The following is a 19,373-nucleotide window of genomic DNA, read 5'->3' on the forward strand; positions in this document are numbered from 1 at the left end:
TAAATTCGATTAAATAGAATTATTTTCCAAACTCGCTGACCACGGCCCGGGCAATAGGCATGGCCGATGTCGCCGCTGGCGAGGGGGCATTGCCCACATGCAGGGTTCGCTCACTGTGCACAAAGCGAAAGTCATGTAGCAGCTCGCCACTTTCGGTTACCGCCTGAGCCCGCACCCCATGACGGTAAGGCAGAAGATCATGCTGTTGAATCTGCGGGCAGTACTTTTGCACTAATTTCAAATACTGTGATTTAAACAGAGAATGGCGCACTTCGCTCAGGCCACTCTGCCAGTATTGTCTGGCTAGCGGCCAAAAGCCCTTGTAGCTGAGATTTTCCCAGCAGTCTTTAACGTTGATATGCGTCCAACTATAGCCTTCTCTGGCCAGCGCCAGCACCGCATTAGGGCCAACCGTCACACTGCCGTCTATCATGCGGGTCAGATGCACGCCTAAAAAGGGTAACTGTGGATCAGGAACCGGGTAGATAAGATGTTTAACCAATGCATTGTACTTGTCAGGCAAACGATAATATTCGCCCCTGAACGGCAGAATGCGAAAATCCGTGCTCAGGCCCTGCATCTGAATCAAACGATCAGCCATCAATCCCGCGCAGTTGAGTAACTTTTCAGCCAGCAGTCGCCGTCCATCATGCAAAGACACCTGCACCTCATGTGCTGTTTCGTGAATGTCGCTGACTTGCGCAGAGTATTCAATTTCTGCCCCGGCCTTAATGGCTTTTTCCAACAGTCGCCGGGTAATGGCGGTATAGTCAGTGATGGCCGTGTCCCTGACCAGAATGGCGGCCCTGCCACTAATCGCCTGCTCGGTTTGGCGCAAGGCATTGGCGTTCATCCACTGCGGATGCAACCCGTTGTCCTGGCTGCGTTGATAAAGTGCCTGTAGACGAATTTCCTCTTGCGAATCGGTGGCCACAATCAACTTACCACACTGCAACAAAGGTATGTCTTCAGCCTGGCAAAAGGCCAGCGTTTCACTTAAGCCTTCGCGACAATACTGGGCCTTGAGGCTACCAGGAGCGTAGTACACGCCAGCATGCACCACCCCCGAATTGCGTCCGGTCTGATGGCGTGCCGGTGCTGACTCCTTTTCTATTATCAGAACTTTTTTACCTGGATGGCACTGCAAATAATGCCGGGCACAGGCGGCACCAAGGATACCGGCCCCCACAACAATCAGGTCATAGGTTTTACCCAACATCAGTGCTCAATCAAGTCGTTCAGATCATCAATACGTTGCTGCATTTCACGCAACACATGACGCTTCTGTTTATCACTCAGACCTGGGGTCAGTTCAGCAAGCATACGCGCATAATATTCGCGGTTGGCCAGGTCAGCTTCCCGCAAGGCGTCGGACTGGTAATCCTGAGGACGCACCAGAAGAAGCGTGAAAGTATCCCGCCACGCTTTCGTATCCACTCGCCCCAACAGACTGTCCATTGCAGCCTGCTGCCAGTTTCGGCGGTACTTAAGCCTTAACTCATAGGTTGGTGCAAACCCTTCGACCCATTCATTGAGTTGCGCCTTTTGCTCAGCGCTCAGTCTGCCTGTCCACTCCTGCATGTCTTCGTGCAAGTTTTCCCGGCTTTTTTCCAGACGCTCCTGTTCATCCAGCTCGTTGCGCTCCTCTTCACGCTCTTTTTGCTGTTTTTCAAAAGCGGCGAACATATCTTTTATCTGTTGATCATTAAGCTGCAGAGATAGCTCGGCCAGATCCGGACCAAGATGGTTGATAAGCGAATACCAATGGCCGCGCACCCTGGAAAAAAACTCCTGCCACTGAGCTTGAGTCATCTGTCCCTGTTCAAACTGCTGTTTCAGGGCCACCAAGTCATCGCGGTATCTGGGCAATTGCTGGTGTCTGTGCCACTTCAACCAGTCCTGCATTTTATGGTCAAACTGCTTTTTTTGTTCTTTATTGAGTTCAACATAATCGTCTATATACCAATGCACCAACCAGTCAAGATTGTTGTATACGAAGGTAGTTGAGCAACCACTAAGCGTTAAAACCAGTAGTAACGCGGCAAAAATTCTGACCATGCAAGATTCCCTGATACGCCATTTTGAGCGAGTGTAACAAGGCTTTGATCTTAGGCAATAACCAAGTTGTTACGGAAATTTAAACTGAGCAGTGGAAAAATTACAAAGGCAGGGTATAAGCTAGCCATGTGTCGCAGCGAAAAGAAGGACAAGGGATGAAACGCATAGCAGTGTTGACTTCTGGTGGCGATGCCCCAGGCATGAATGCCGCCATTCGAGCGGTAGTACTGGCCAGCCACTACTTTGGCGTTCAGGTAATAGGCTACCGTCATGGATTTAACGGACTGCTTGAGCAGGAATACCAAATTCTGCAAAGCAGCGACGTCAACAACATTATTCAGCGCGGCGGTACGATTTTAAAAAGTGCCCGTTGCCAGGCATTTACCACTGACGAGGGCGGGCGCCAGGCCGCAGACAACCTTACAGCCCTTGAGATAGATGCATTAATTATTATCGGTGGGGACGGCTCATTCCGTGGTGCTGTGCATTTAGGTCGATTCTGGTCCGGCAAGATTCTGGGCCTGCCCGGTACCATTGACAATGACATTAATGGCACTGATGCCACCATAGGCTACTACACAGCCATAGATACGGCTCTGGAAAGTATTGACAGGGTCCGGGATACGGCCGATGCCTTTGAACGAATATTTTTAATTGAAGTCATGGGCCGTCACGCTGGCTTTATCGGCCTCAGTGCAGCCGTTTGTTCCGGGGCAGAGCAGGTTTTGCTGCCCGAGCTTTTCACCGACAACTTACCGGACCTGGACAGCCTGGCCGGGCATATTCAAACTGCCCAGAAGATCCGTGGCAAATGCAGTTATATTATGGTGGTGTCGGAAAACATCTGGCCAGGAGGGGTGATGGATTTAGCTGACCAACTGCACCAGCGCACCGGTATCGACTGCCGCCCGGTTATTCTGGGTCATGTACAACGAGGGGGTTCACCGGTCAGCCTTGATCGGATCCTGGCGTCAAAGTTAGGTGTTTATGCTGTGGAAGCCGCACGTACAGGTAAAACCGGTATTATGATTGGCGAACATAATCAGCAAATGGTGGAAGTACCTTTTCAAGATACCTGGAACCAAGCCAAAGCCCTGGATCCTTATCTACTGCACATCCAGCAGGAAACCTTTGACTTGGTAAAAAATAGCAATAACCCATAAAAAAACCCCGCTTTCGCGGGGCTAAGGGAAAAATTGGGCAAAGTCATTTATCTGATTTAAGAGGCGTCAAGACCATCAGACAAATGACGCCCAAATGCTTTACTCAATTTATCTGCATTAACTGATACGTGACATCAGCTCCTGACCGATAGCACCAGCCATATGGCCATTGGCTTCTGCCCACTGCTGCAGAGCCATCCCGTCTTTTTCGGTTTTTTGCAGGTCTGATTTGCTCATCTTCTTGATCATAAAGGTGCCAACTTCAGCTGCATTGTTTTCCATCGAGTAACGGATCAGGCTGCTTCCACCACAGCTGATACCGTCGTAGTAGTCACCCAGACGCAGGTTGTAATCATCCTGTACTTGTTTGATTTTCTTGCGCAGCTCAGACTTATCATCGTTCTTTACAATAGTGCAGATGTTTTGCAGATCTTCGTTGATATCAGCAAAGCTCAGTGGGGATACAGCCAGAGTCATCAAACCGAACAGGGTAACAGCAGATTTTTTCATGGATAACAGCCTCTTAAAAAAATGTTGTAAATCTTGACGGCGCGAATCATACAGAGGCCCATGGTTTTTACCTATCACCAGGTTGACACCTATGTATATGTTTTAATACCAAACAAACCACACCTATGACTTGACACTTAACCTAATGAATTACAAAAGGTTAATGGAGGAAAAGTGAAACATAGAGCAAAGGTAAAAAAGCGCGTGATCGGCATGGGTAGCGGTATGATGAACAGACGAGGACAGTGTTAGCTGTTAGCCACTTTAATCTTCCAATTTAATTCATTGCGTTTCCACAAGGCCTGTAACTCAGGAATAGCGGATATCCGTTTTGCCACCGTAAACAACTTTGGGCAATGGCTGGCAAACCAGGCAGGTCTTGGCCGCCAACAGCACATGACACACAGGTAAATATCCAGTGCTGTCAGACGATTACCCAACAAGTAAGGCTCAGGCCTGACTTCTTTTTCCCATTGCAACCAAAGCTGCTGACGGCGCCCATCGGTGCTACGGCGCAGTGCATCAGATTCTGCTGCGCCGACAAAACGTTCGGGATGATCGCCAAAGGTAAAGGTGGGATATAAGGCACTCACTAACCAGATAAGCCGACGCAAAAACGGCACTCGCTGGCTTTCTGCGGCTTGAGGGACCAGCAACGCATTAAAATCGCCAAGCCATAAGGTAATAGCCGCAGATTCACTCAGTACTTGTCCGTCCGCTAACACCAGAGTCGGAATTTCCCGCAGCGGATTATATTTTGCAAGCCGACTACCTGGCTCTGCCAGTTGCTGCCATTCCAGGTAATCAACCTCATAGTCCAGACCGCACAGTATAAACTGCGCTTCCACTATTGCGGAGCCGCCTCCCCTGGCAGCCAGTAACAAGGGCTTCTGCATATCATTGGTGAATCATATTCTTAACTCTGTCCCTGTGGCTGCGGCTGACTTTCAGCTCCGTACCATTTTGCAGGACCAGGTGATATTCGCCACTGACATGGCTTACCAGCTTACTGACAAACTGGATATTAGCGATGGCGCTGCGGTGAACGCGCACAAACCGGCGCGGGTCCAGCTCCTCTTCCAGTTCTTTCATGGTACGCCGCATAATGTGCGTGTTGTCACCGGCGTGCACACACATATAGTCACCGGCCGCGTCAATCCACTGAATATCCGTAACCGGCACCCGGGTGACTTCATTGCCATCTTTAATCGCCAGAATATCCGGATACTGACTGATAGGTTCGCCGTCTGCCAGGCGGCGCAGAATCTCTTCGCAATCGTCACCGGTAATATCCGCCACCAAACGGGCTAGTTTGTCTTTGCGACTGCCCTCCTGGCGCAATTCCAGCGTTTGGCACACCTTGTCCACTGCCGCCTTAAGACGCTTGTCGTCCACAGGCTTAAGCACATAGTCAAGTGCATGTACATCAAAGGCTTTGATAGCATAGGTATCATAGGCCGTAACAAAGACAATCAACGGCAGATTACGGCTTTTTTCCCGTAACTGATTGATAACCTGAAAGCCGTTCAGCCCTGGCATCTGAATATCCAGAAAAACTAAATCCGGCTGCAGCTTGCTTATTTTCTCCACAGCCTCCAGGCCGTTCTTGCATTCGTCCAGCACTTCAATGTTGGCAAAGTCGCCTAAACGTACCGCCAGACCACGTCTCGCCAGTGGTTCGTCGTCTACAATGATAGTTCTAATCTTGGTTTGCATCCTGACCTACCTGATAAGGAATTCTGATACTGACTTTGACCCCAGATGGCTGATTCTGGGCGATCACAAAGGAAAAATTATTAGCGTACAAAGATTGCAATCGTTCACGGATGTTGGGTAAGCCCACGCCACCGTTTCGTTGTAACTGGCCGTTCACAATATCAGCGCCAGGCCCATTATCTGCTACTTCTATCAGCAGGTCACGACCAAAGGCTTTGGCACTGATAGCAATACAGCCGCCCTGCTCTGTGCGGGCGATGGCGTATTTAATGGCATTTTCTATCAGTGGCTGCAAAATAAGACTGGGCACCAATGCTTCACGCGTCTCAGCGGCGACATCCCACTGCACCGTCAACCTGTCTTCAAAACGCACCTTTTCAATATCAAGATACATCTCTATGGCCTGAATTTCCTGCTCAAGAGGGACTTTCTTAATGGGATCTTTGTCCAGCGAATAGCGCAGAAAATCACTTAACCTCGACACCATCGCATTGGCGGTGTCATTCTCTTTAATCAGCACCAGGGTCGAAATAGCATTGAGAGTGTTAAACAAAAAGTGCGGATTAAGCTGATAGCGTAACATTTTCAGATGGGCCTGATGGGCCATGGTAGAGGCCTTCAAAGCATTTTGTTTTTCATGCTGCATAAGTTGGTAGTACTTAATACCGAAGTACAAACCACTCCAGCACACAATCACAGAAAAACTGTTAACGCTGTTGCTAAAGTAATAAATCCATTCATCCGGGCGATAACCGTGTTTATAGATTTCCCAATAGTTGATGTTCTTAATCACCGCCCAAAGTACACCAACAAAATAGGAGCACAGCAGCGCAGACAGCACCATTTGCCAGGTCTGCAAGCGCCACAAACGGCGGAACACATAGCGCAGGGGAATGGTAATCAACCAACCGGCATAGGCATTGAGCAGTATCACAAACAACCAGATACTGCGCATATCGTGCAGGAAAGACCCCAGGTAATAGATCAGGGCAAAGCCGGCCCAGCCACCTGTGTGCAACAACCAAAACTGACGCTCTCTGTCGTCAAACATTTTCAGCCAGTGGATCAAACCTAACTCTCAGGAGATAACAACCATTTGAATTATACGGCTTTAATAGATTGACCCGAGGCTGCTGGTCGTAAGCCTTACGTCATCCGCCGCAATGCTGGTCAAGGTGGCGTAAGTGAATTTGCCGTCAATAGCTGATATTCATTCTTTTCAGCCAATGCACCCACCACCAGGCTGGCCCCACCAGCAGAAACTGAAGATCTTTGAAAAAAGAGGGTTTCTTACCTTCGATATGGTGACCGACAAATTGCAGGATCCACATCAGTACAAACAGCGTCAGGCAAAACTGCCACACGGAAATGTCTAATACCACCAACAACCTGATACCCAGAAACACCAGAATGGATAACAGCGTCATCGCTGCCCCTATCGGCCCTGACAATCTGAAATAATAGTAAAGGGTGGGAATCATCAGCACATGGGCCCAGGTAGCGCCGAAGTAAGCAATAAAATCCGGTACCGGAATAGACCATATCAGCCCCACAGTGACAAAATAAATGGACGGCACCGCAATGGCATGGATCAGGATATTGGTTTTGTTGGTATGGCTTTCACCATATTCATTTAACAACGCATCAATCTGTCGCATCTGTCTCGCTCCTTTTATGGCGGTAGCTCCATGGTCTACCTAGAAGTCTATAAGTATTTCCGACAACAGCGGGTTGATTTGTTCATCACCCTGCTCAAACTTGATTCCGTAGTAATTGTATTCTTCATCGGCCTTGTGGTTCATCACCTGCCCCTTAAGGCGATAGACATTGTCTTTGACCGGCCGGATGGACAAGAGCAAATGTTTGCCGGTCAGCTTCACTCCACCTTGCACTGAACGCTTGACGCCCACCCGGCAGCCACTGGCGGAAATATCCAGTACCAATGCGTCAAACAGCGGTGCACCGTTTTCGCCATCAGACAATTCCACCGGGGTACGGGTACTGGTGCGCTTGTCGCTGCGCAGTCCCTGGTTTTGTATCGCCATAGGAAAAGTGACAAATACCAGTTGGGTGGGCTTGGTGGCGACCAGCAAGATCCGGCTTTTAAAGGCGATGACTTCGCCGGTTTCGTCTTCTAAGATAAAGCGCACGATCATGCTGTTGTCAGCATAAATAGCGTCTTTAAGGTTACCCCATTTGCCTTCGTCGGGATAACGCAAAATAATACAGCGGGTACCGTCCATACCAACAAACTCGGTGCGGACTCGTTTGGCTGCAGTGGGTGATTTGACCTGAATATCGAGGACCATACCTGGTCTCATAGAACGCAACTTGCGTAGATCGGAATTCGAGAGCCCTACTTTTTCATTTAAAATCGCCATGTATTCAACCGTTCGGGCAATCCAGTTATCATTATTATCTTTATGATTTAGCGAGCATAACACCGGCAAAGTCGAATATTTCGCTGGTATATGCACAATGTAGCCGCATGTTGAAGCAAACACAACGCTTCATCAGCAACAACATTGTCACAAAAGAATCGATTCAGGGTTTAAACATGTACATTGATTACCGGGTTGATCTGACCCAACGCAAGCGTCACCTGTTCACTGTTGAGCTGCATATCCCGGCTCACCAGCCTGAGCAGCTTCAACTCAGTTTACCGGCCTGGATCCCTGGCTCTTACATGATTCGTGATTTTGCCAGACATATCGTCAAAATCGAGGCGAAATGCACCGCCAAACAAACGCCTCTGCCACTGGTCAAAATAGATAAGCAAAACTGGCTGCTAACCAGTCATGGGCTGGCTTGTACCTTGTGCTATGAGGTTTACGCTTTTGACAGCTCGGTGCGCACCGCTTATCTGGATGATGAACGGGCCTTTTTTAATGGCACCAGTGTGTTTCTGAAAATTGAAAGCATGGCCCATTTACCCCATCAGTTGGAACTGGTGGCGCCGCCAGAAAAACATCAGTGGCGTGTGGCAACCGGCCTTGCCCGCCAGCAGAATACAGAGAAATATGCTTTTGGCCATTATCTGGCAGCAGATTATGCAGAGCTTATCGACTGCCCGGTGGAAATCGGCTGCTTCGACGCTTTCGAGTTTGATGTATTGGGTATTCCCCATCATTTGATTCTGACCGGCAAACATTATGCGGATAAGCACCGGCTCTGTGCAGATTTAGCCAAACTCTGTGAACACCATATCCGCTTGTTTGAACCGCAGTCCCAGCAAGCTCCCTTCAAGGAGTATTGGTTTTTGACTAATATTCTGCCTGAGGGTTTTGGCGGACTGGAACATAAAAATTCCACTGCGTTATTGTGCTCAAACTTTGACTTTCCCAATGCAAATCGTCCTGAGCACATGTCTGACGGTTATAAAACATTCCTGTCTTTGGCATCCCATGAATATTTCCATGCCTGGAATGTTTGTCGCATTAAGCCACAGGAGCTGCATAATCCGGACCTTGGCCGGGAAAACCATACCAGCCAGTTATGGGCCTTTGAGGGGATTACCTCCTATTACGATGATTTCAGCCTGTACCGCTGCAGCCTGATCAGCTTTCAGGACTACCTGGCGCTGCTGGCAAAAACCTATACCAGGGTATTGCGCGGTCAGGGCGAATTAAAACAGTCGGTGGCTGACTCCAGCTTTGACAGCTGGACCCGTTTCTATCAGCAAGGTGAAGACGCGCCGAACAATATTGTCAGTTATTACACTAAGGGCAGCCTGGTCGCCCTTTGGATGGACCTCAGCATCCGGTTGGGAAGCCAGGGCAAACACAGTCTGGATGATCTGATGCGAGCGCTCTGGCAACAATTCGGTCAAAGTGGCCAGGGCACCAGCGAAGCGGATTTTATTCGTTTGTTAAGCCAATTCAGCGGCCAGGATCAGGAGCAGGCCTTTAAGGCATTGTTGCATAACGCCGAGCGCATCCCCTTAGCCACATTGCTAAACCAAGTTGGCATTGAACTGACATTGCAGGCACCACAGCTTGGCGATCTATTGAAGGCAGAAGAAAACTCGCATAATCCCTGGTTGGGCTTTCAATACCGCTCTCATGCACTGGGCGTGGAAATTCAGACGGTGATGCAGGATTCACCTGCGGAACAAGCTGGCCTATGCCCCAAGGATATCCTTATCGCACTGGACAAGCAGAAGCTGGACAGCACTAACCTGGCGAATATTTTGCAAAATCAACCGGCTGGCCAACAGGTCGAAATTCATCTGTTTCGGAACCAACAACTGTTAAACTTGCAGGTCGTGCCAGCGCCAGCCCCCAAATATGTGGTAATGCTGACGGAAACAGATGCCCAGCGCAGTATGCTGTGGCAAAACATTATTGGCTGATAATCACCGCACCAAAGGTAAGCCTTTTGGTGCTAAATCTGCCGCTGGCGCTTGGCCAGCGACAGCCGTTAACCATGAACAAATGCAATGCAAGTACAGTTAGCTTATCAATTTGATACCGAACAGGATGCCTATCGCTTCCTGAATGCCCTTAAACACTGGTCAGTGGCCGATGTTGAGGCTAAATTTCATCGTGGCCCAAGCAGCGTCAGGGTCAGTTACCGCTACCAGGAGCAGGGCTTTGATGCAACCAGCAGCGAGCTGGATGACCTGGCTGCCAGTCACGGTGGCCGAGAAACCAACTAACCAGGGAGCCGTCTGTGAGCGGGCAAATCAGAAGTAATATCCGTAAGGGGCTGCAGGTCGCGGTCGTGCAAAAGCAAGATCAGCGTAGCGGCAAACTAACCGAGGGTGTGGTACAGGCAATACTGACCAATTCGCCCAATCATCCTCATGGCATTAAAGTCAGGCTTGAATCCGGTGTGGTTGGAAGAGTACAGAAAATACTTGCTTAGTCATTGGTATTTTCTGCAGGATCACGACACAAACAAGCAATGAAAGTTAGTGACGTTCAGGCACTAACAATTGAGGATCAATGCGCTCGCCAAACCAATTGATGCGCCAGTCCAGATGCGGCCCGGTCACCCGGCCGGTGTTACCTATTTCGGCAATCTTCTGGCCTTGTTTAACTTCATCCCCAACCTTAACCAGACTTTTGGATAAATGAATAAAGGTGGAGGACACGCCAAAACCATGATCCAGAATCAATGTGCCACCGGAATAATACATATCGGGTACAAATAAGGTCACCACAGCATCGGCGGGGGCCACCACCGCTGTGCCTATGGGGCCTGCGACATCCAGACCAAAATGTGGCCGTTTAGGGACCCCGTTAAACACCCGCTGGCTGCCGTATACACCGGAAACTCTGCCTTCGGCAGGCCAGATAAAGTCCTGCAGGAAATCCAGCCGGTCGCTGTTTATCGCACGGGCTTCGCCAATCTGGCGATTGTCTCTGGCGATACGTTCAGTAACCTCTTTGGGTGGCGAGACATACTTTTGCGCCACCCCTTCAATACGCTGGATATCATATTCTCTGGCGTTAAGGCTAATGGTCTGCGGCCTGCTACCCCGGCTATCGATGAGACTAAGCTGATGTTCAAGTGCCGCATCACGACCAAAACCTAAAACAAAATGGCCTTGCGCAGAAACCTTAATCGGCTTGTCATTTAAACGCACCTGGGTACCGGGCGCCACCTGGCCACGCAACAACGTGCCTTGTACCATTTGCCCTTCTAGCTCAACAGCCTGCGCCAAGCCGGATATCAGCAGCAGAGCAAGCAGCAACCTAGGCATAGGCGATAGCTCCCTTGCCCACGCCTTCAAAAGCAAATACCTGAAACTCGGCATCAGGCTCCATGCGTTTATGCTCATCGGCCATAAATTGAGCCAGGCACTCAACTGTGGAGTCAGTATCTACCAGATCGGATTCTGATTTTGGAATAATCAGCTCAAATAAGCCCTGCGAGGACTCATAAGCAAACAGATAATGCTCAGAAAAGTCCAGTTCACTAGCATGTTCTGACAGATGCAACTGGCTTTGAGATACCAAATCCTCTCGGGTGCCAATATATATATCCTGCCAGCGCTTTGCCCAATAACGCTCTGATTGGATATCCTGCTGGGAATTTTTGACCACCTTGACCCTGGAGCGATGGCCATGGGCAATACGCTGGCAATTGCCATCGTGTTTTTTCAGACCATGGGTGTAGTGATAGTAGGGGCCATCAATCACCTCTTCACGCAGCATCAGCGTCAGGCCCTGAACATTATCCGGTAACTCCGTGGCAATGATTTCCTTCAGATACTGACTGACCGACGCCATAGTCACTTCTTCGGAATAGATAAAGGCATAGGCCTCAGGTGGACAATGCAAATGGATAGAACGGCCATCCGGGCGTAAAAAGTCCAGGTTAACCTGGTCGGTCAGCGGGTCGTGTTTGACCCTGGCAAATTCATGCTCAGCGGGTACCAGCAGTTTGTGATCCACATGTTCATCAATCAGTCGCTTCAACTGCTTTTTGACTTTGGAAAAGTCCAGCACCATGCTTTCTTCATTCAGACCACCGTCCAGAATTACATCCACAATCCAGCTTTCTCCTACCATGCCACGTCGTGGGCACAGGTAAGAAAAATCCATTACAGTCAGGTCATTTACGAATAGTTGCATCAGGAAGGACACTTTAAAAAATCAGTAAGTATTATAAGGCCCGAAATGGGCCAATGTAAAAGCACAGGCTTGCGTCTGGCGCCAGACATTATTCCTTAGCCTGCTTTAACAACTGATCCTTAAGATTGGGGGGAATGCCCTTGATAACCAGGGTATCGGTATTGATATCGTAGCGAACCCGTTCACCATACAATGCTCGATCAAAACTGATAGTGACGCCGCCGCCTGCGCCGCTAAACTTACTAAGACCTTTAAGTGCGCCGCGATCAGCCTGAAAAACCTCTTCCAGCGGACTCTCACTGATCTCGGTTTTAACGAAATCATAGAACGTTCCGCCTTCATCACCGGGCAAGCGGCCGGACAGCTCCTGAATATTGATATCTTCCCCCAAATCCAGTTTCTCTTTGTAATACTCTGCCACCGCCTGACGGCTTTGCTGCTTCTCTTGCGGGGCTAACTGCTCAGACGCCAGGTATTCATCCACCGATGCCACAAGCTGCTTGTTCTGTTGCTTGATATCCACTAATTCCTGGCAGCCGAGAAAACTCAGAAAGAAATCCGAGACTTTACGCCCTGCCCGACCTTTAATAAAACTGACGTAACGCTGCTTGTCAGCATTGACCCGCATTTCGGTCAGGTCCACCCTGGCAGCCAGTTGCATACGAGCCAGGTCAAGGTGATCGCTGTAGGTCAGCTCCAATTCATGATTGATTTCTACATGCTCTTTAGTGTTCACCAGTGCGACCAGCAAATAGTCGGTGGCAAGAAACTGATAGCGGCTGAAAATCACAAAGCCGCTTTCCGGCGTAGCAAAGTCCAGCAGCGTCTTTTTCAGTAACTCGGCAATGCTCACACTGAATGCGTGAAAATCCAACTGCTCGCCCTGTAACTGGGCGAGCAACTGGGCAAAATCCGGATGCTCTTCATCACTCAATGCGCCTACCCCTTTACCAGGTTTGGCGTTATAACTGTGGTGCAGTTGCTGGGCCAGCTCTTCTATTTGCGCACTGATGGAGAAACAGGCTGCCTTAGGCACCAAGACCAGTTCCTGCTCAGCATTGATTCTTAGTTGATGGACAATAAAATCTTGAATAACAGCACTCATGAATACAAACAGCCTTTAGCAAATAGTTATAAATTAAGCAGTTGTCGTAGCGATAGCGGCAACGGATTGGTAAACTTGGGCACAGACAATTTCAAAGAATGACAGCATGCCGCAAAAGTCCAAATATTCAGATGCACAATTCGACCAACTCACCCAGGATTTGATTGCCGTACTGGAAAAACACCAGGCCGGTCGCGATTTGTCGCTAATGGCGTTAGGCAACCTGGTGACGAATGTCTTCAATCATCAGGTCGCACCACAAAATCGCCAGGCCATGGCTGAACAATTCAGCCAGATTCTGCTCAAAAGCATTGACACGAAGCAAGCCGCGCGCAAGGAATAAAGCAGCATAATATGATACTTGGTGATACCCCCAGAAGGCAACGCGTGACGAAACTGGTCAGTTGGGGCCATTGGTTTGCGCTTAGCAATATTTTGATAGCCATAGTGATTGCGTCTATCTACGTCTTTAACTCCCCGATGCCAGAAAGCGGCCTTGGGGTGGTTTACCTGCTTAGCAACTGGTTCAGCCATATTGCGTTTCTGACCTTTATGGGGTTTATCCTGTTTGTACTGCCCTTGTGTTATCTGCTACCCAATGTCAGGGTGGTCAAGGGCATCAGTTCGGTGTTTGCCGCGGTGGGGTTGGCACTGCTTGCCTTCGATGCCCTGCTCTACAATAAACACGGTCTGCATCTTAGCCTGGGTTCTGCCGATGTGATTCGCTCAGAAACCCGCAATGCCATGATGAACTTCAGCTGGCAGCAATGGAGTTACCTGGGTTTGCTGTTTGTTGTGTGGCTGTCTTTTCAGTTAATGATGGCAAATGCCTTGTGGAAGCGCATTGAACGCTTTCAGAAGAAGCGCATTGGCTTACCTATTTTGAGCTTTTTTGTGTTGTGTTTTGTCAGCAGTCACGGCAGCCATATCTGGGCCGATGCCAACTTGTATCAGCCCATTATTAAGCAGGACGACATGTTCCCCTTGTCGTATCCGGCCACCGCCAAAACCCTGATGTCCAAGTATGGATTGCTGGATATTCAAAGTTACCAACGTCGCAAAGAACTGCAACTGGACAGCCAGTTTAATGCCGTTACCTATCCGGCTGCGCCTGTATACTGTGGTATTCGTGACCAGGCCAGCCTAGTACTGTTGGTGGCAACTGAGCCCGTGCAACTGGGGCATTTGGGTTCAGCCCTGGCCCTTAAGCATCACCCACAACATTTTGATGTGGCCGCCGAACAATCCGCGGCCAGATTCTCGGTACTCTATGGTCTGCCGTCCCTGTATCAGTCCGCCTTGCAGGGCCAGCGGCCGGTTCCGCTGGATTTAACCCATAAACTGGGTTTACCTACCCTGATTTATTCAGCACAACGTTTGCCCTCTGGAGTGCAAAGCCTGAGTAAAGACTGGCCAGAGTTTTTCAATCAGGTTAGTCAGCCTGGTCCCAAGCTGGCAATAGGCTTTGTCAATGCTGAGCAACTGAACACCTTAATGAGCGGCGATTTGCACCAGCACAGTCAACTGCTGCTAACGCAAATGCGCCCCAATCAACAAGTTGGCTTGTTTAGCAGCATGGCGTTAAATGGCACAGTATCCAGTCATGAAGATTTATTACCCACCTTGATGGGACTGTTGGGTTGTAATGCGCCAAGCCTGAATTACAGTACCGGCCAATCCCTGACCAATGTGCAGCGCAACTGGCTGATCAGTAACAATAACGGCAAACTGGTGCTGCTGGATGACAACCAGCGGGTAGAAGTCGATCCGCAGGGCAACTACAAAATCTATGATTTGCAAAGCGGTGAACAAAGTCCCAACAGTTTGAATATGAGCCGGCTCAGCCAGGCGATTAAACATCTGAGCCGCTTTGCTGAACATCGATAACCCGCAACAAAATAAAGCCGACAATTTGTCGGCTTTATTTAGAAGCTGTTTAGAGTTCAAGCCTAGGTTTTGCTAGGGAATGTTAGTCAGCTTGTGAATTGCTACACTCCCTTGGGGTGCTCCTTCAGTGCCCGGGTGTGCAAAGAAATATCGCTTTTTGACCCCGGCCCGCTCGGCCGCCTGCATGTCTGAGACTTTATCCCCCACCATCACCGATTGGCTAAGATCAATATTCAAGTCTTTGGCGGCCTGGAGCAACATACCGGGCTCGGGTTTGCGGCAGTCGCAAGCCAGTTTGTATTGGCCCTGAGCACTTTCACTATGATGGGGGCAGTAATACACACCAGCCAGCGGGGCCTGCTGTTCAATAAAGCGCTGCTTCATCCATTCCGTTAGCTGGGCAAAATCCGCTTCACTATAATAGCCCCGGCCGATACCAGACTGATTGGTCACCACCACCAGCAGGTAACCCGCCTGGTGAAAGCGCCGGCATAGCGCAAATATCCCTTCAACAAACTGAAAGTCTTGTGGCTTATACACATAACCATGATCGAGATTAATCACCCCGTCCCGGTCCAGAAACAGTGCCTTATGCATAGAACGACTCAATAACTGCGAGAGGGGCAAGAGGATAACAGAATTAGCGTTTTCAGTGCGCTTTCTTGCAGCTCACCCAGATTGGTTAACAAACTTGGTCTCTTATGCCCATACATATCTTTTGCACAACGACCAACTTGCCCAACTTATAATCCGACAAAACTTGGGCGACTTATTAATAATTTTGCAACATAAGTAAAGTAAAACACTAGTGTTGTCAGGGATTGATACTCGTCAAGTGAATAAATCTAAGTATGGATTCAATAGTTTATCGCTAATACTGAATCTGACTTATGCTGGATGTAGACAAACATCCAGTGATGTTGCCTGCATAAGACCAGAAAGTTCACACGATACCTCACCAACACCAGTTCCATTGACTCTGTTGATGCTTAGCGTCGCTGCTGAAACACCTGCAATAAAATGCCTTCATAATTCTAGAGTTTTATATTGGAGCTTCAGTTTAAAAAATGAAATTCAACTACAAGACTTTTTTTACATACTTAACACTCTGCGAACTAACATATTATTGCGTCACAACATATATTTTAGGCTGGGAGTTTGACTTTAAAAATATGTCTATTTACGTATTACTCGCTTGGTGCTTATACATTTCATTTGAAGACAAATAAAAGTGAAATAGCACTCATAAGAACCGGAAAAACCAGGCTTTATTTGGACAGATCCGGCGTTCAAACTGCTGTTCTAGCCTGTTTACAGTCCTGGGACAACCAAGTCGAGAGACAATGGAATGGAATGCATTGCATGACAACGTTGAATCACCAATGCCGATGGATTGAGCGACTTACTAGAGCATATGAGACAATTTGTGATGGCTGCCAGCCCATTTCCCGGTAACAACCATGGACTGGCAGAAGTGGACGCATAATTAGCGTCAGTTATTTAGCCATTCTCTATCGCGTTCGACTAAACCAATTTACACCCGAGTGCCACCATCCAGTTCCAGCACCCGTCCGGTAAAGTAGTCATTTTCAAAGATAAAGCCTGCGGCATGGGCCACTTCCTGCGGATCGGCCAAACGGCGCAAGGGCACGGTGCTAAGAAAACGTTCACGCATTTCCGGGCGCATTTGTGCCGCCATGGCAGTTTCCACCAAGCCAGGGGCAATACAGCCGGTACGAATACCAAATCGTGCCAGCTCTTTTGCCCAGGTTACGGTCATGGCCGCTACCCCGGCTTTAGACGCCGAATAGTTACTCTGACCGGCATTGCCAGCTCGGGATACTGAGGAAATATTAATAATCACACCCTGGCTATTGGTGTTAATCATCTGTGCGGCGGCTTCACGGCCACATAAGAAGGTGCCGGTCAGGTTGACGTCAAGCACCGACTGAAACTGACTCAAGGACATTTTGTCCACCAACTGCCCGTCTTTTACCTTCAGCAACATGCCATCACGCATAATGCCGGCGCTGTTTATCAGACCATTCAGACGGCCAAACTGCGCAGCAATGTCGGCGAAGGTCTGCTCTACCTGCTGTTCATCGGTCACATTGAGCACAAAGCCTTTGGCGTTAAAGCCCGCCTGAGTCAATTTGTCCACGGCCTGATTGACCGCATCGGCCTGCATATCCAATAAAGCAATTTTAGCGCCCCTGGCCGCCAGAAACTCTGCCATAGCCAAACCCAGTCCTTGTGCAGCACCGGTGATGGCAATAACTTGATCTTGCAACTGCATACATTCACTCACTTATCTTGTTGGCCAAACATGGCAAAAATACTGGAAAAATCTTTTGTGCCGTTGCCATGCAAACTGTGCATGGCATACAGGCTTTGCGCCAGCGCGCCCATGGGCGTAGTGGAATGACTTTGCAGGGCAGTATCCATGGCCAGGCCAAGATCCTTACGCATTAAATCCACCATAAAGCCACCCTGGTAGCCGTTGCTGCTTGGCACATTGTCCATCACACCGGGACAGGGATTGTATTTTTGCAGCGTCCAGTTACAGCCCGAACTTTGCAGCATGATATCCGATAGCACACTGGCATCCAGGCCATTGTCGAGCCCCAGCTTAAGGGCCTCACTGGTTCCCACCATCAATACCGACAACAGCATATTGTTGCAAATTTTGGCAATCTGCCCGGCGCCATGTTCACCAGCATGGAAAATATTCTTGCCCATAGTTTCAAGCACGGGTTTGGCCTTGGCAAATTGCGCCGGGCTGCCCCCCACAATAAAGGTCAGCGTGCCAGCCTGTGCACCGGCGACACCGCCGGACACCGGCGCATCGACAAATTCAATCCCTTTCTCTGCCAATCCGGTGGCCACTGCCCTGGCACTTTGTGCATCAATGGTGGACGAATCAATAACCAGTGCACCGAACTTCAGATGTTCAACCAGGCCATTCTCGCCAAGATACAGATTACGCACGTGCTTACCTGCCGGTAACATGGACACCACAACATCCGCACCACTGGCTGCTTCCACTGCCGAGTCTGCCGCTTCGGCACCTTTTTCGGTCAGGGCTTTAACATGCTCCGGCATCAGGTCAAACACCCGTACATGAAAACCGGCCTTAACCAGATTCGCGGCCATTGGGCCACCCATATTTCCCAGTCCGATAAATGCAATACGCATAGTCGCTCCTTATTCCTTACCCAGTTCAACAAGCGGATGTTCTGTGGCGCTCCACAGCGGCGAGAAAAAATGTTCAATCAGAGCCTGTGGCACATCATTCACACTTTCATAACGCCATTTTGGCTGATTGTCCTTATCAATCAAAAGGGCCCTGACCCCTTCCTGAAACTCACCCAATTCGCCGCAGCGACAGGACATATTCAGCTCCATTCGAAAGCAATCTTCCAGACTCAACTTACGGCCACGAGCAAGCTGCTGCCAGACCAGATGGGCGCTGATGGCAGAGCCGCCATTAAGTGTCTGCACGGCGCGGGCCAGCCAGTTATCCTGCATCGGCTCCAGGGCCTGAATTGCGCTAACCACTTGCGGCAAACTGGCGTGACTTGTCACATCCGCAATAAGACTTTGGTGTTCTTTGATATTGCCTTTAGGCAACTTGCTCTGGCTGTCACGCTGAAACTGGGCACACAAGCTGGTGAGTTTCTCGTGATTAAGAGTCTGGGTGCCGCCCCATTTCAGGGCCAGCATTTGTGCAACAAAATCGTCTTTAAGTTCATGGCTGATAAAATGGTCGGCCAGCTTTACGTAAAGGGCATCGGTTGCATTAATGCTGGCTCCCGTCAGTCCCAGAAACAGGCCACAGCCCTGCGGCATACGATTTAAGAACCAACTGCCGCCCACATCGGGATACAGGCCAATACTGATTTCCGGCATGGCGATACGCGAACTTTCCGTCACAATACGATGGCTGGCACCGCTCATCAGCCCCAGGCCGCCACCCATCACAATGCCGTTACCCCACACCAACAGCGGCTTGTTGAAGGTATGCAGCAAATAATCCAGACGATATTCCTCGGCGAAAAACGCTTTTAACAGCTCGGGAACTTGGCCTGGCTTCTCAGCCATGGCGTTATGCATGGCCACCACGTCACCACCAGCACAAAAGGCCTTATCACCGCTACCATCGAGGATCACCGCCACCACCTCATCGTCCTGCTGCCAGGCCAACATTTGTGGCAGTAACAGGCGAATCATCGACAGATTCAGGGCGTTCAGAGCCTTGGGCTTATTCAGAGTGACATGACCGATTTTCTTTCCGTTGGCAGTAGTCAATTCACTGGCCAGCACCAAGGCATTTTGCTCTTGCATAGTCATCTC

21 protein-coding genes are annotated in these 19,373 nt (G+C 49.5%); 6 read left to right on the forward strand and 15 right to left on the reverse strand.

Annotation, left to right across the window (positions count from 1 at the left end; genetic code table 11):
- Positions 1 to 19: 19 nt before the first annotated feature.
- A complete protein-coding gene (gene lhgO, locus ABD028_RS05875; protein ID WP_343842847.1) occupies positions 20 to 1,219 on the reverse strand; it encodes an L-2-hydroxyglutarate oxidase in 1,200 nt (399 codons plus the stop codon).
- Entirely contained in the window at positions 1,219 to 2,058 is an 840-nt protein-coding gene (locus ABD028_RS05880) for a DUF6279 family lipoprotein (protein ID WP_343842850.1), read from the reverse strand. Before ABD028_RS05880 ends, lhgO begins: the two co-directional genes overlap by 1 nt.
- 155 nt (positions 2,059 to 2,213) lie before the next feature.
- Between ABD028_RS05880 and ABD028_RS05885 the strand changes: the two genes are divergently transcribed.
- Complete coding sequence (locus ABD028_RS05885; RefSeq protein WP_343842853.1) at positions 2,214 to 3,221, forward strand: ATP-dependent 6-phosphofructokinase; 1,008 nt, start codon at positions 2,214 to 2,216, stop codon at positions 3,219 to 3,221.
- Between the two features lie 117 nt (positions 3,222 to 3,338).
- Here ABD028_RS05885 and ABD028_RS05890 read toward each other — a convergent pair whose 3' ends face one another.
- The 6 genes from ABD028_RS05890 to ABD028_RS05915 form a co-directional block, all read right to left on the reverse strand.
- On the reverse strand, positions 3,339 to 3,740 hold the full coding sequence (locus ABD028_RS05890; RefSeq protein ID WP_425542084.1) for a DUF3718 domain-containing protein: 402 nt from the start codon (positions 3,738 to 3,740) through the stop codon (positions 3,339 to 3,341).
- Between the two features lie 239 nt (positions 3,741 to 3,979).
- Entirely contained in the window at positions 3,980 to 4,627 is a 648-nt protein-coding gene (locus ABD028_RS05895; protein ID WP_343842855.1) for a glutathione S-transferase family protein, read from the reverse strand.
- Between the two features lies 1 nt (position 4,628).
- Positions 4,629 to 5,447, reverse strand: coding sequence for a LytR/AlgR family response regulator transcription factor (locus ABD028_RS05900; RefSeq protein ID WP_343842858.1), 819 nt, complete (start codon positions 5,445 to 5,447; stop codon positions 4,629 to 4,631).
- Entirely contained in the window at positions 5,431 to 6,498 is a 1,068-nt protein-coding gene (locus ABD028_RS05905) for a sensor histidine kinase (protein ID WP_102795017.1), read from the reverse strand. The genes ABD028_RS05900 and ABD028_RS05905 overlap by 17 nt, the downstream gene beginning before the upstream one ends.
- Before the next feature lie 145 nt (positions 6,499 to 6,643).
- Positions 6,644 to 7,105, reverse strand: coding sequence for an Mpo1 family 2-hydroxy fatty acid dioxygenase (locus ABD028_RS05910; RefSeq protein ID WP_343842861.1), 462 nt, complete (start codon positions 7,103 to 7,105; stop codon positions 6,644 to 6,646).
- 39 nt (positions 7,106 to 7,144) lie between these two features.
- Positions 7,145 to 7,756: a flagellar brake protein gene (locus ABD028_RS05915; protein ID WP_343842864.1), complete on the reverse strand. Its 612-nt coding sequence runs from the start codon at positions 7,754 to 7,756 to the stop codon at positions 7,145 to 7,147.
- A gap of 179 nt (positions 7,757 to 7,935) precedes the next feature.
- On the opposite strand from ABD028_RS05915, the gene ABD028_RS05920 reads away from it, so the two are divergent.
- From ABD028_RS05920 to ABD028_RS05930, 3 genes are all read left to right on the forward strand, one after another.
- Positions 7,936 to 9,798, forward strand: a complete 1,863-nt coding sequence (locus ABD028_RS05920) for a M61 family metallopeptidase (RefSeq protein ID WP_343842867.1) — start codon at positions 7,936 to 7,938, stop codon at positions 9,796 to 9,798.
- A gap of 87 nt (positions 9,799 to 9,885) precedes the next feature.
- Positions 9,886 to 10,104, forward strand: a complete 219-nt coding sequence (locus ABD028_RS05925; protein WP_102795015.1) for a hypothetical protein — start codon at positions 9,886 to 9,888, stop codon at positions 10,102 to 10,104.
- 14 nt (positions 10,105 to 10,118) lie between these two features.
- Positions 10,119 to 10,313, forward strand: a complete 195-nt coding sequence (locus ABD028_RS05930; protein WP_343842870.1) for a YwbE family protein — start codon at positions 10,119 to 10,121, stop codon at positions 10,311 to 10,313.
- Between the two features lie 46 nt (positions 10,314 to 10,359).
- Here ABD028_RS05930 and ABD028_RS05935 read toward each other — a convergent pair whose 3' ends face one another.
- From ABD028_RS05935 to yejK, 3 genes are all read right to left on the reverse strand, one after another.
- Positions 10,360 to 11,154 carry a M23 family metallopeptidase gene (locus ABD028_RS05935; protein WP_343842872.1) on the reverse strand — a complete coding sequence of 265 codons (795 nt, stop codon included), beginning with the start codon at positions 11,152 to 11,154 and terminating at the stop codon, positions 10,360 to 10,362.
- Positions 11,147 to 12,028 carry a 6-carboxytetrahydropterin synthase gene (locus ABD028_RS05940; protein ID WP_343842875.1) on the reverse strand — a complete coding sequence of 294 codons (882 nt, stop codon included), beginning with the start codon at positions 12,026 to 12,028 and terminating at the stop codon, positions 11,147 to 11,149. The genes ABD028_RS05935 and ABD028_RS05940 overlap by 8 nt, the downstream gene beginning before the upstream one ends.
- A gap of 88 nt (positions 12,029 to 12,116) precedes the next feature.
- Entirely contained in the window at positions 12,117 to 13,133 is a 1,017-nt protein-coding gene (gene yejK / locus ABD028_RS05945; protein WP_343842878.1) for a nucleoid-associated protein YejK, read from the reverse strand.
- 106 nt (positions 13,134 to 13,239) lie between these two features.
- Between yejK and ABD028_RS05950 the strand changes: the two genes are divergently transcribed.
- Complete coding sequence (locus tag ABD028_RS05950; RefSeq protein ID WP_343842880.1) at positions 13,240 to 13,476, forward strand: YejL family protein; 237 nt, start codon at positions 13,240 to 13,242, stop codon at positions 13,474 to 13,476.
- An 11-nt stretch (positions 13,477 to 13,487) separates the two neighbouring features.
- Positions 13,488 to 15,020, forward strand: coding sequence for a DUF3413 domain-containing protein (locus tag ABD028_RS05955; RefSeq protein ID WP_343842883.1), 1,533 nt, complete (start codon positions 13,488 to 13,490; stop codon positions 15,018 to 15,020).
- Positions 15,021 to 15,092: 72 nt separating this feature from the next.
- Here ABD028_RS05955 and gmhB read toward each other — a convergent pair whose 3' ends face one another.
- The 4 genes from gmhB to ABD028_RS05975 form a co-directional block, all read right to left on the reverse strand.
- Positions 15,093 to 15,617 carry a D-glycero-beta-D-manno-heptose 1,7-bisphosphate 7-phosphatase gene (gene gmhB, locus ABD028_RS05960; RefSeq protein WP_343842887.1) on the reverse strand — a complete coding sequence of 175 codons (525 nt, stop codon included), beginning with the start codon at positions 15,615 to 15,617 and terminating at the stop codon, positions 15,093 to 15,095.
- Between the two features lie 937 nt (positions 15,618 to 16,554).
- Entirely contained in the window at positions 16,555 to 17,316 is a 762-nt protein-coding gene (locus tag ABD028_RS05965) for an SDR family oxidoreductase (protein ID WP_102795007.1), read from the reverse strand.
- 8 nt (positions 17,317 to 17,324) lie between these two features.
- A complete protein-coding gene (mmsB, locus tag ABD028_RS05970) occupies positions 17,325 to 18,215 on the reverse strand; it encodes a 3-hydroxyisobutyrate dehydrogenase (protein ID WP_343842892.1) in 891 nt (296 codons plus the stop codon).
- Positions 18,216 to 18,224: 9 nt separating this feature from the next.
- Positions 18,225 to 19,364 (reverse strand): enoyl-CoA hydratase/isomerase family protein, encoded by a 1,140-nt coding sequence (locus ABD028_RS05975; protein ID WP_343842895.1) that lies wholly within the window; start codon positions 19,362 to 19,364, stop codon positions 18,225 to 18,227.
- Positions 19,365 to 19,373 lie beyond the last annotated feature (9 nt).

Source organism: Bowmanella denitrificans (assembly GCF_039522935.1).
Classification (GTDB): Bacteria; Pseudomonadota; Gammaproteobacteria; order Enterobacterales; family Alteromonadaceae; genus Bowmanella; species Bowmanella denitrificans.

Excerpts from the sequence above, each read along its gene's own strand:
- ABD028_RS05920 (WP_343842867.1), top strand. The coding sequence starts at position 7,936 with ATGTTGAAGCAAACACAACGCTTCATCAGCAACAACATTGTCACAAAA.
- ABD028_RS05880 (WP_343842850.1), bottom strand. The coding sequence starts at position 2,058 with ATGGTCAGAATTTTTGCCGCGTTACTACTGGTTTTAACGCTTAGTGGT.
- ABD028_RS05900 (WP_343842858.1), bottom strand. The coding sequence starts at position 5,447 with ATGCAAACCAAGATTAGAACTATCATTGTAGACGACGAACCACTGGCG.
- ABD028_RS05915 (WP_343842864.1), bottom strand. The coding sequence starts at position 7,756 with ATGGTCCTCGATATTCAGGTCAAATCACCCACTGCAGCCAAACGAGTC.
- ABD028_RS05885 (WP_343842853.1), top strand. The coding sequence starts at position 2,214 with ATGAAACGCATAGCAGTGTTGACTTCTGGTGGCGATGCCCCAGGCATG.
- ABD028_RS05955 (WP_343842883.1), top strand. The coding sequence starts at position 13,488 with ATGATACTTGGTGATACCCCCAGAAGGCAACGCGTGACGAAACTGGTC.
- mmsB (WP_343842892.1), bottom strand. The coding sequence starts at position 18,215 with ATGCGTATTGCATTTATCGGACTGGGAAATATGGGTGGCCCAATGGCC.
- ABD028_RS05925 (WP_102795015.1), top strand. The coding sequence starts at position 9,886 with ATGCAAGTACAGTTAGCTTATCAATTTGATACCGAACAGGATGCCTAT.
- ABD028_RS05975 (WP_343842895.1), bottom strand. The coding sequence starts at position 19,364 with ATGCAAGAGCAAAATGCCTTGGTGCTGGCCAGTGAATTGACTACTGCC.
- ABD028_RS05940 (WP_343842875.1), bottom strand. The coding sequence starts at position 12,028 with ATGCAACTATTCGTAAATGACCTGACTGTAATGGATTTTTCTTACCTG.
- yejK (WP_343842878.1), bottom strand. The coding sequence starts at position 13,133 with ATGAGTGCTGTTATTCAAGATTTTATTGTCCATCAACTAAGAATCAAT.
- ABD028_RS05910 (WP_343842861.1), bottom strand. The coding sequence starts at position 7,105 with ATGCGACAGATTGATGCGTTGTTAAATGAATATGGTGAAAGCCATACC.
- ABD028_RS05935 (WP_343842872.1), bottom strand. The coding sequence starts at position 11,154 with ATGCCTAGGTTGCTGCTTGCTCTGCTGCTGATATCCGGCTTGGCGCAG.
- ABD028_RS05965 (WP_102795007.1), bottom strand. The coding sequence starts at position 17,316 with ATGCAGTTGCAAGATCAAGTTATTGCCATCACCGGTGCTGCACAAGGA.
- ABD028_RS05905 (WP_102795017.1), bottom strand. The coding sequence starts at position 6,498 with ATGTTTGACGACAGAGAGCGTCAGTTTTGGTTGTTGCACACAGGTGGC.
- gmhB (WP_343842887.1), bottom strand. The coding sequence starts at position 15,617 with ATGCATAAGGCACTGTTTCTGGACCGGGACGGGGTGATTAATCTCGAT.
- ABD028_RS05950 (WP_343842880.1), top strand. The coding sequence starts at position 13,240 with ATGCCGCAAAAGTCCAAATATTCAGATGCACAATTCGACCAACTCACC.
- ABD028_RS05895 (WP_343842855.1), bottom strand. The coding sequence starts at position 4,627 with ATGCAGAAGCCCTTGTTACTGGCTGCCAGGGGAGGCGGCTCCGCAATA.
- lhgO (WP_343842847.1), bottom strand. The coding sequence starts at position 1,219 with ATGTTGGGTAAAACCTATGACCTGATTGTTGTGGGGGCCGGTATCCTT.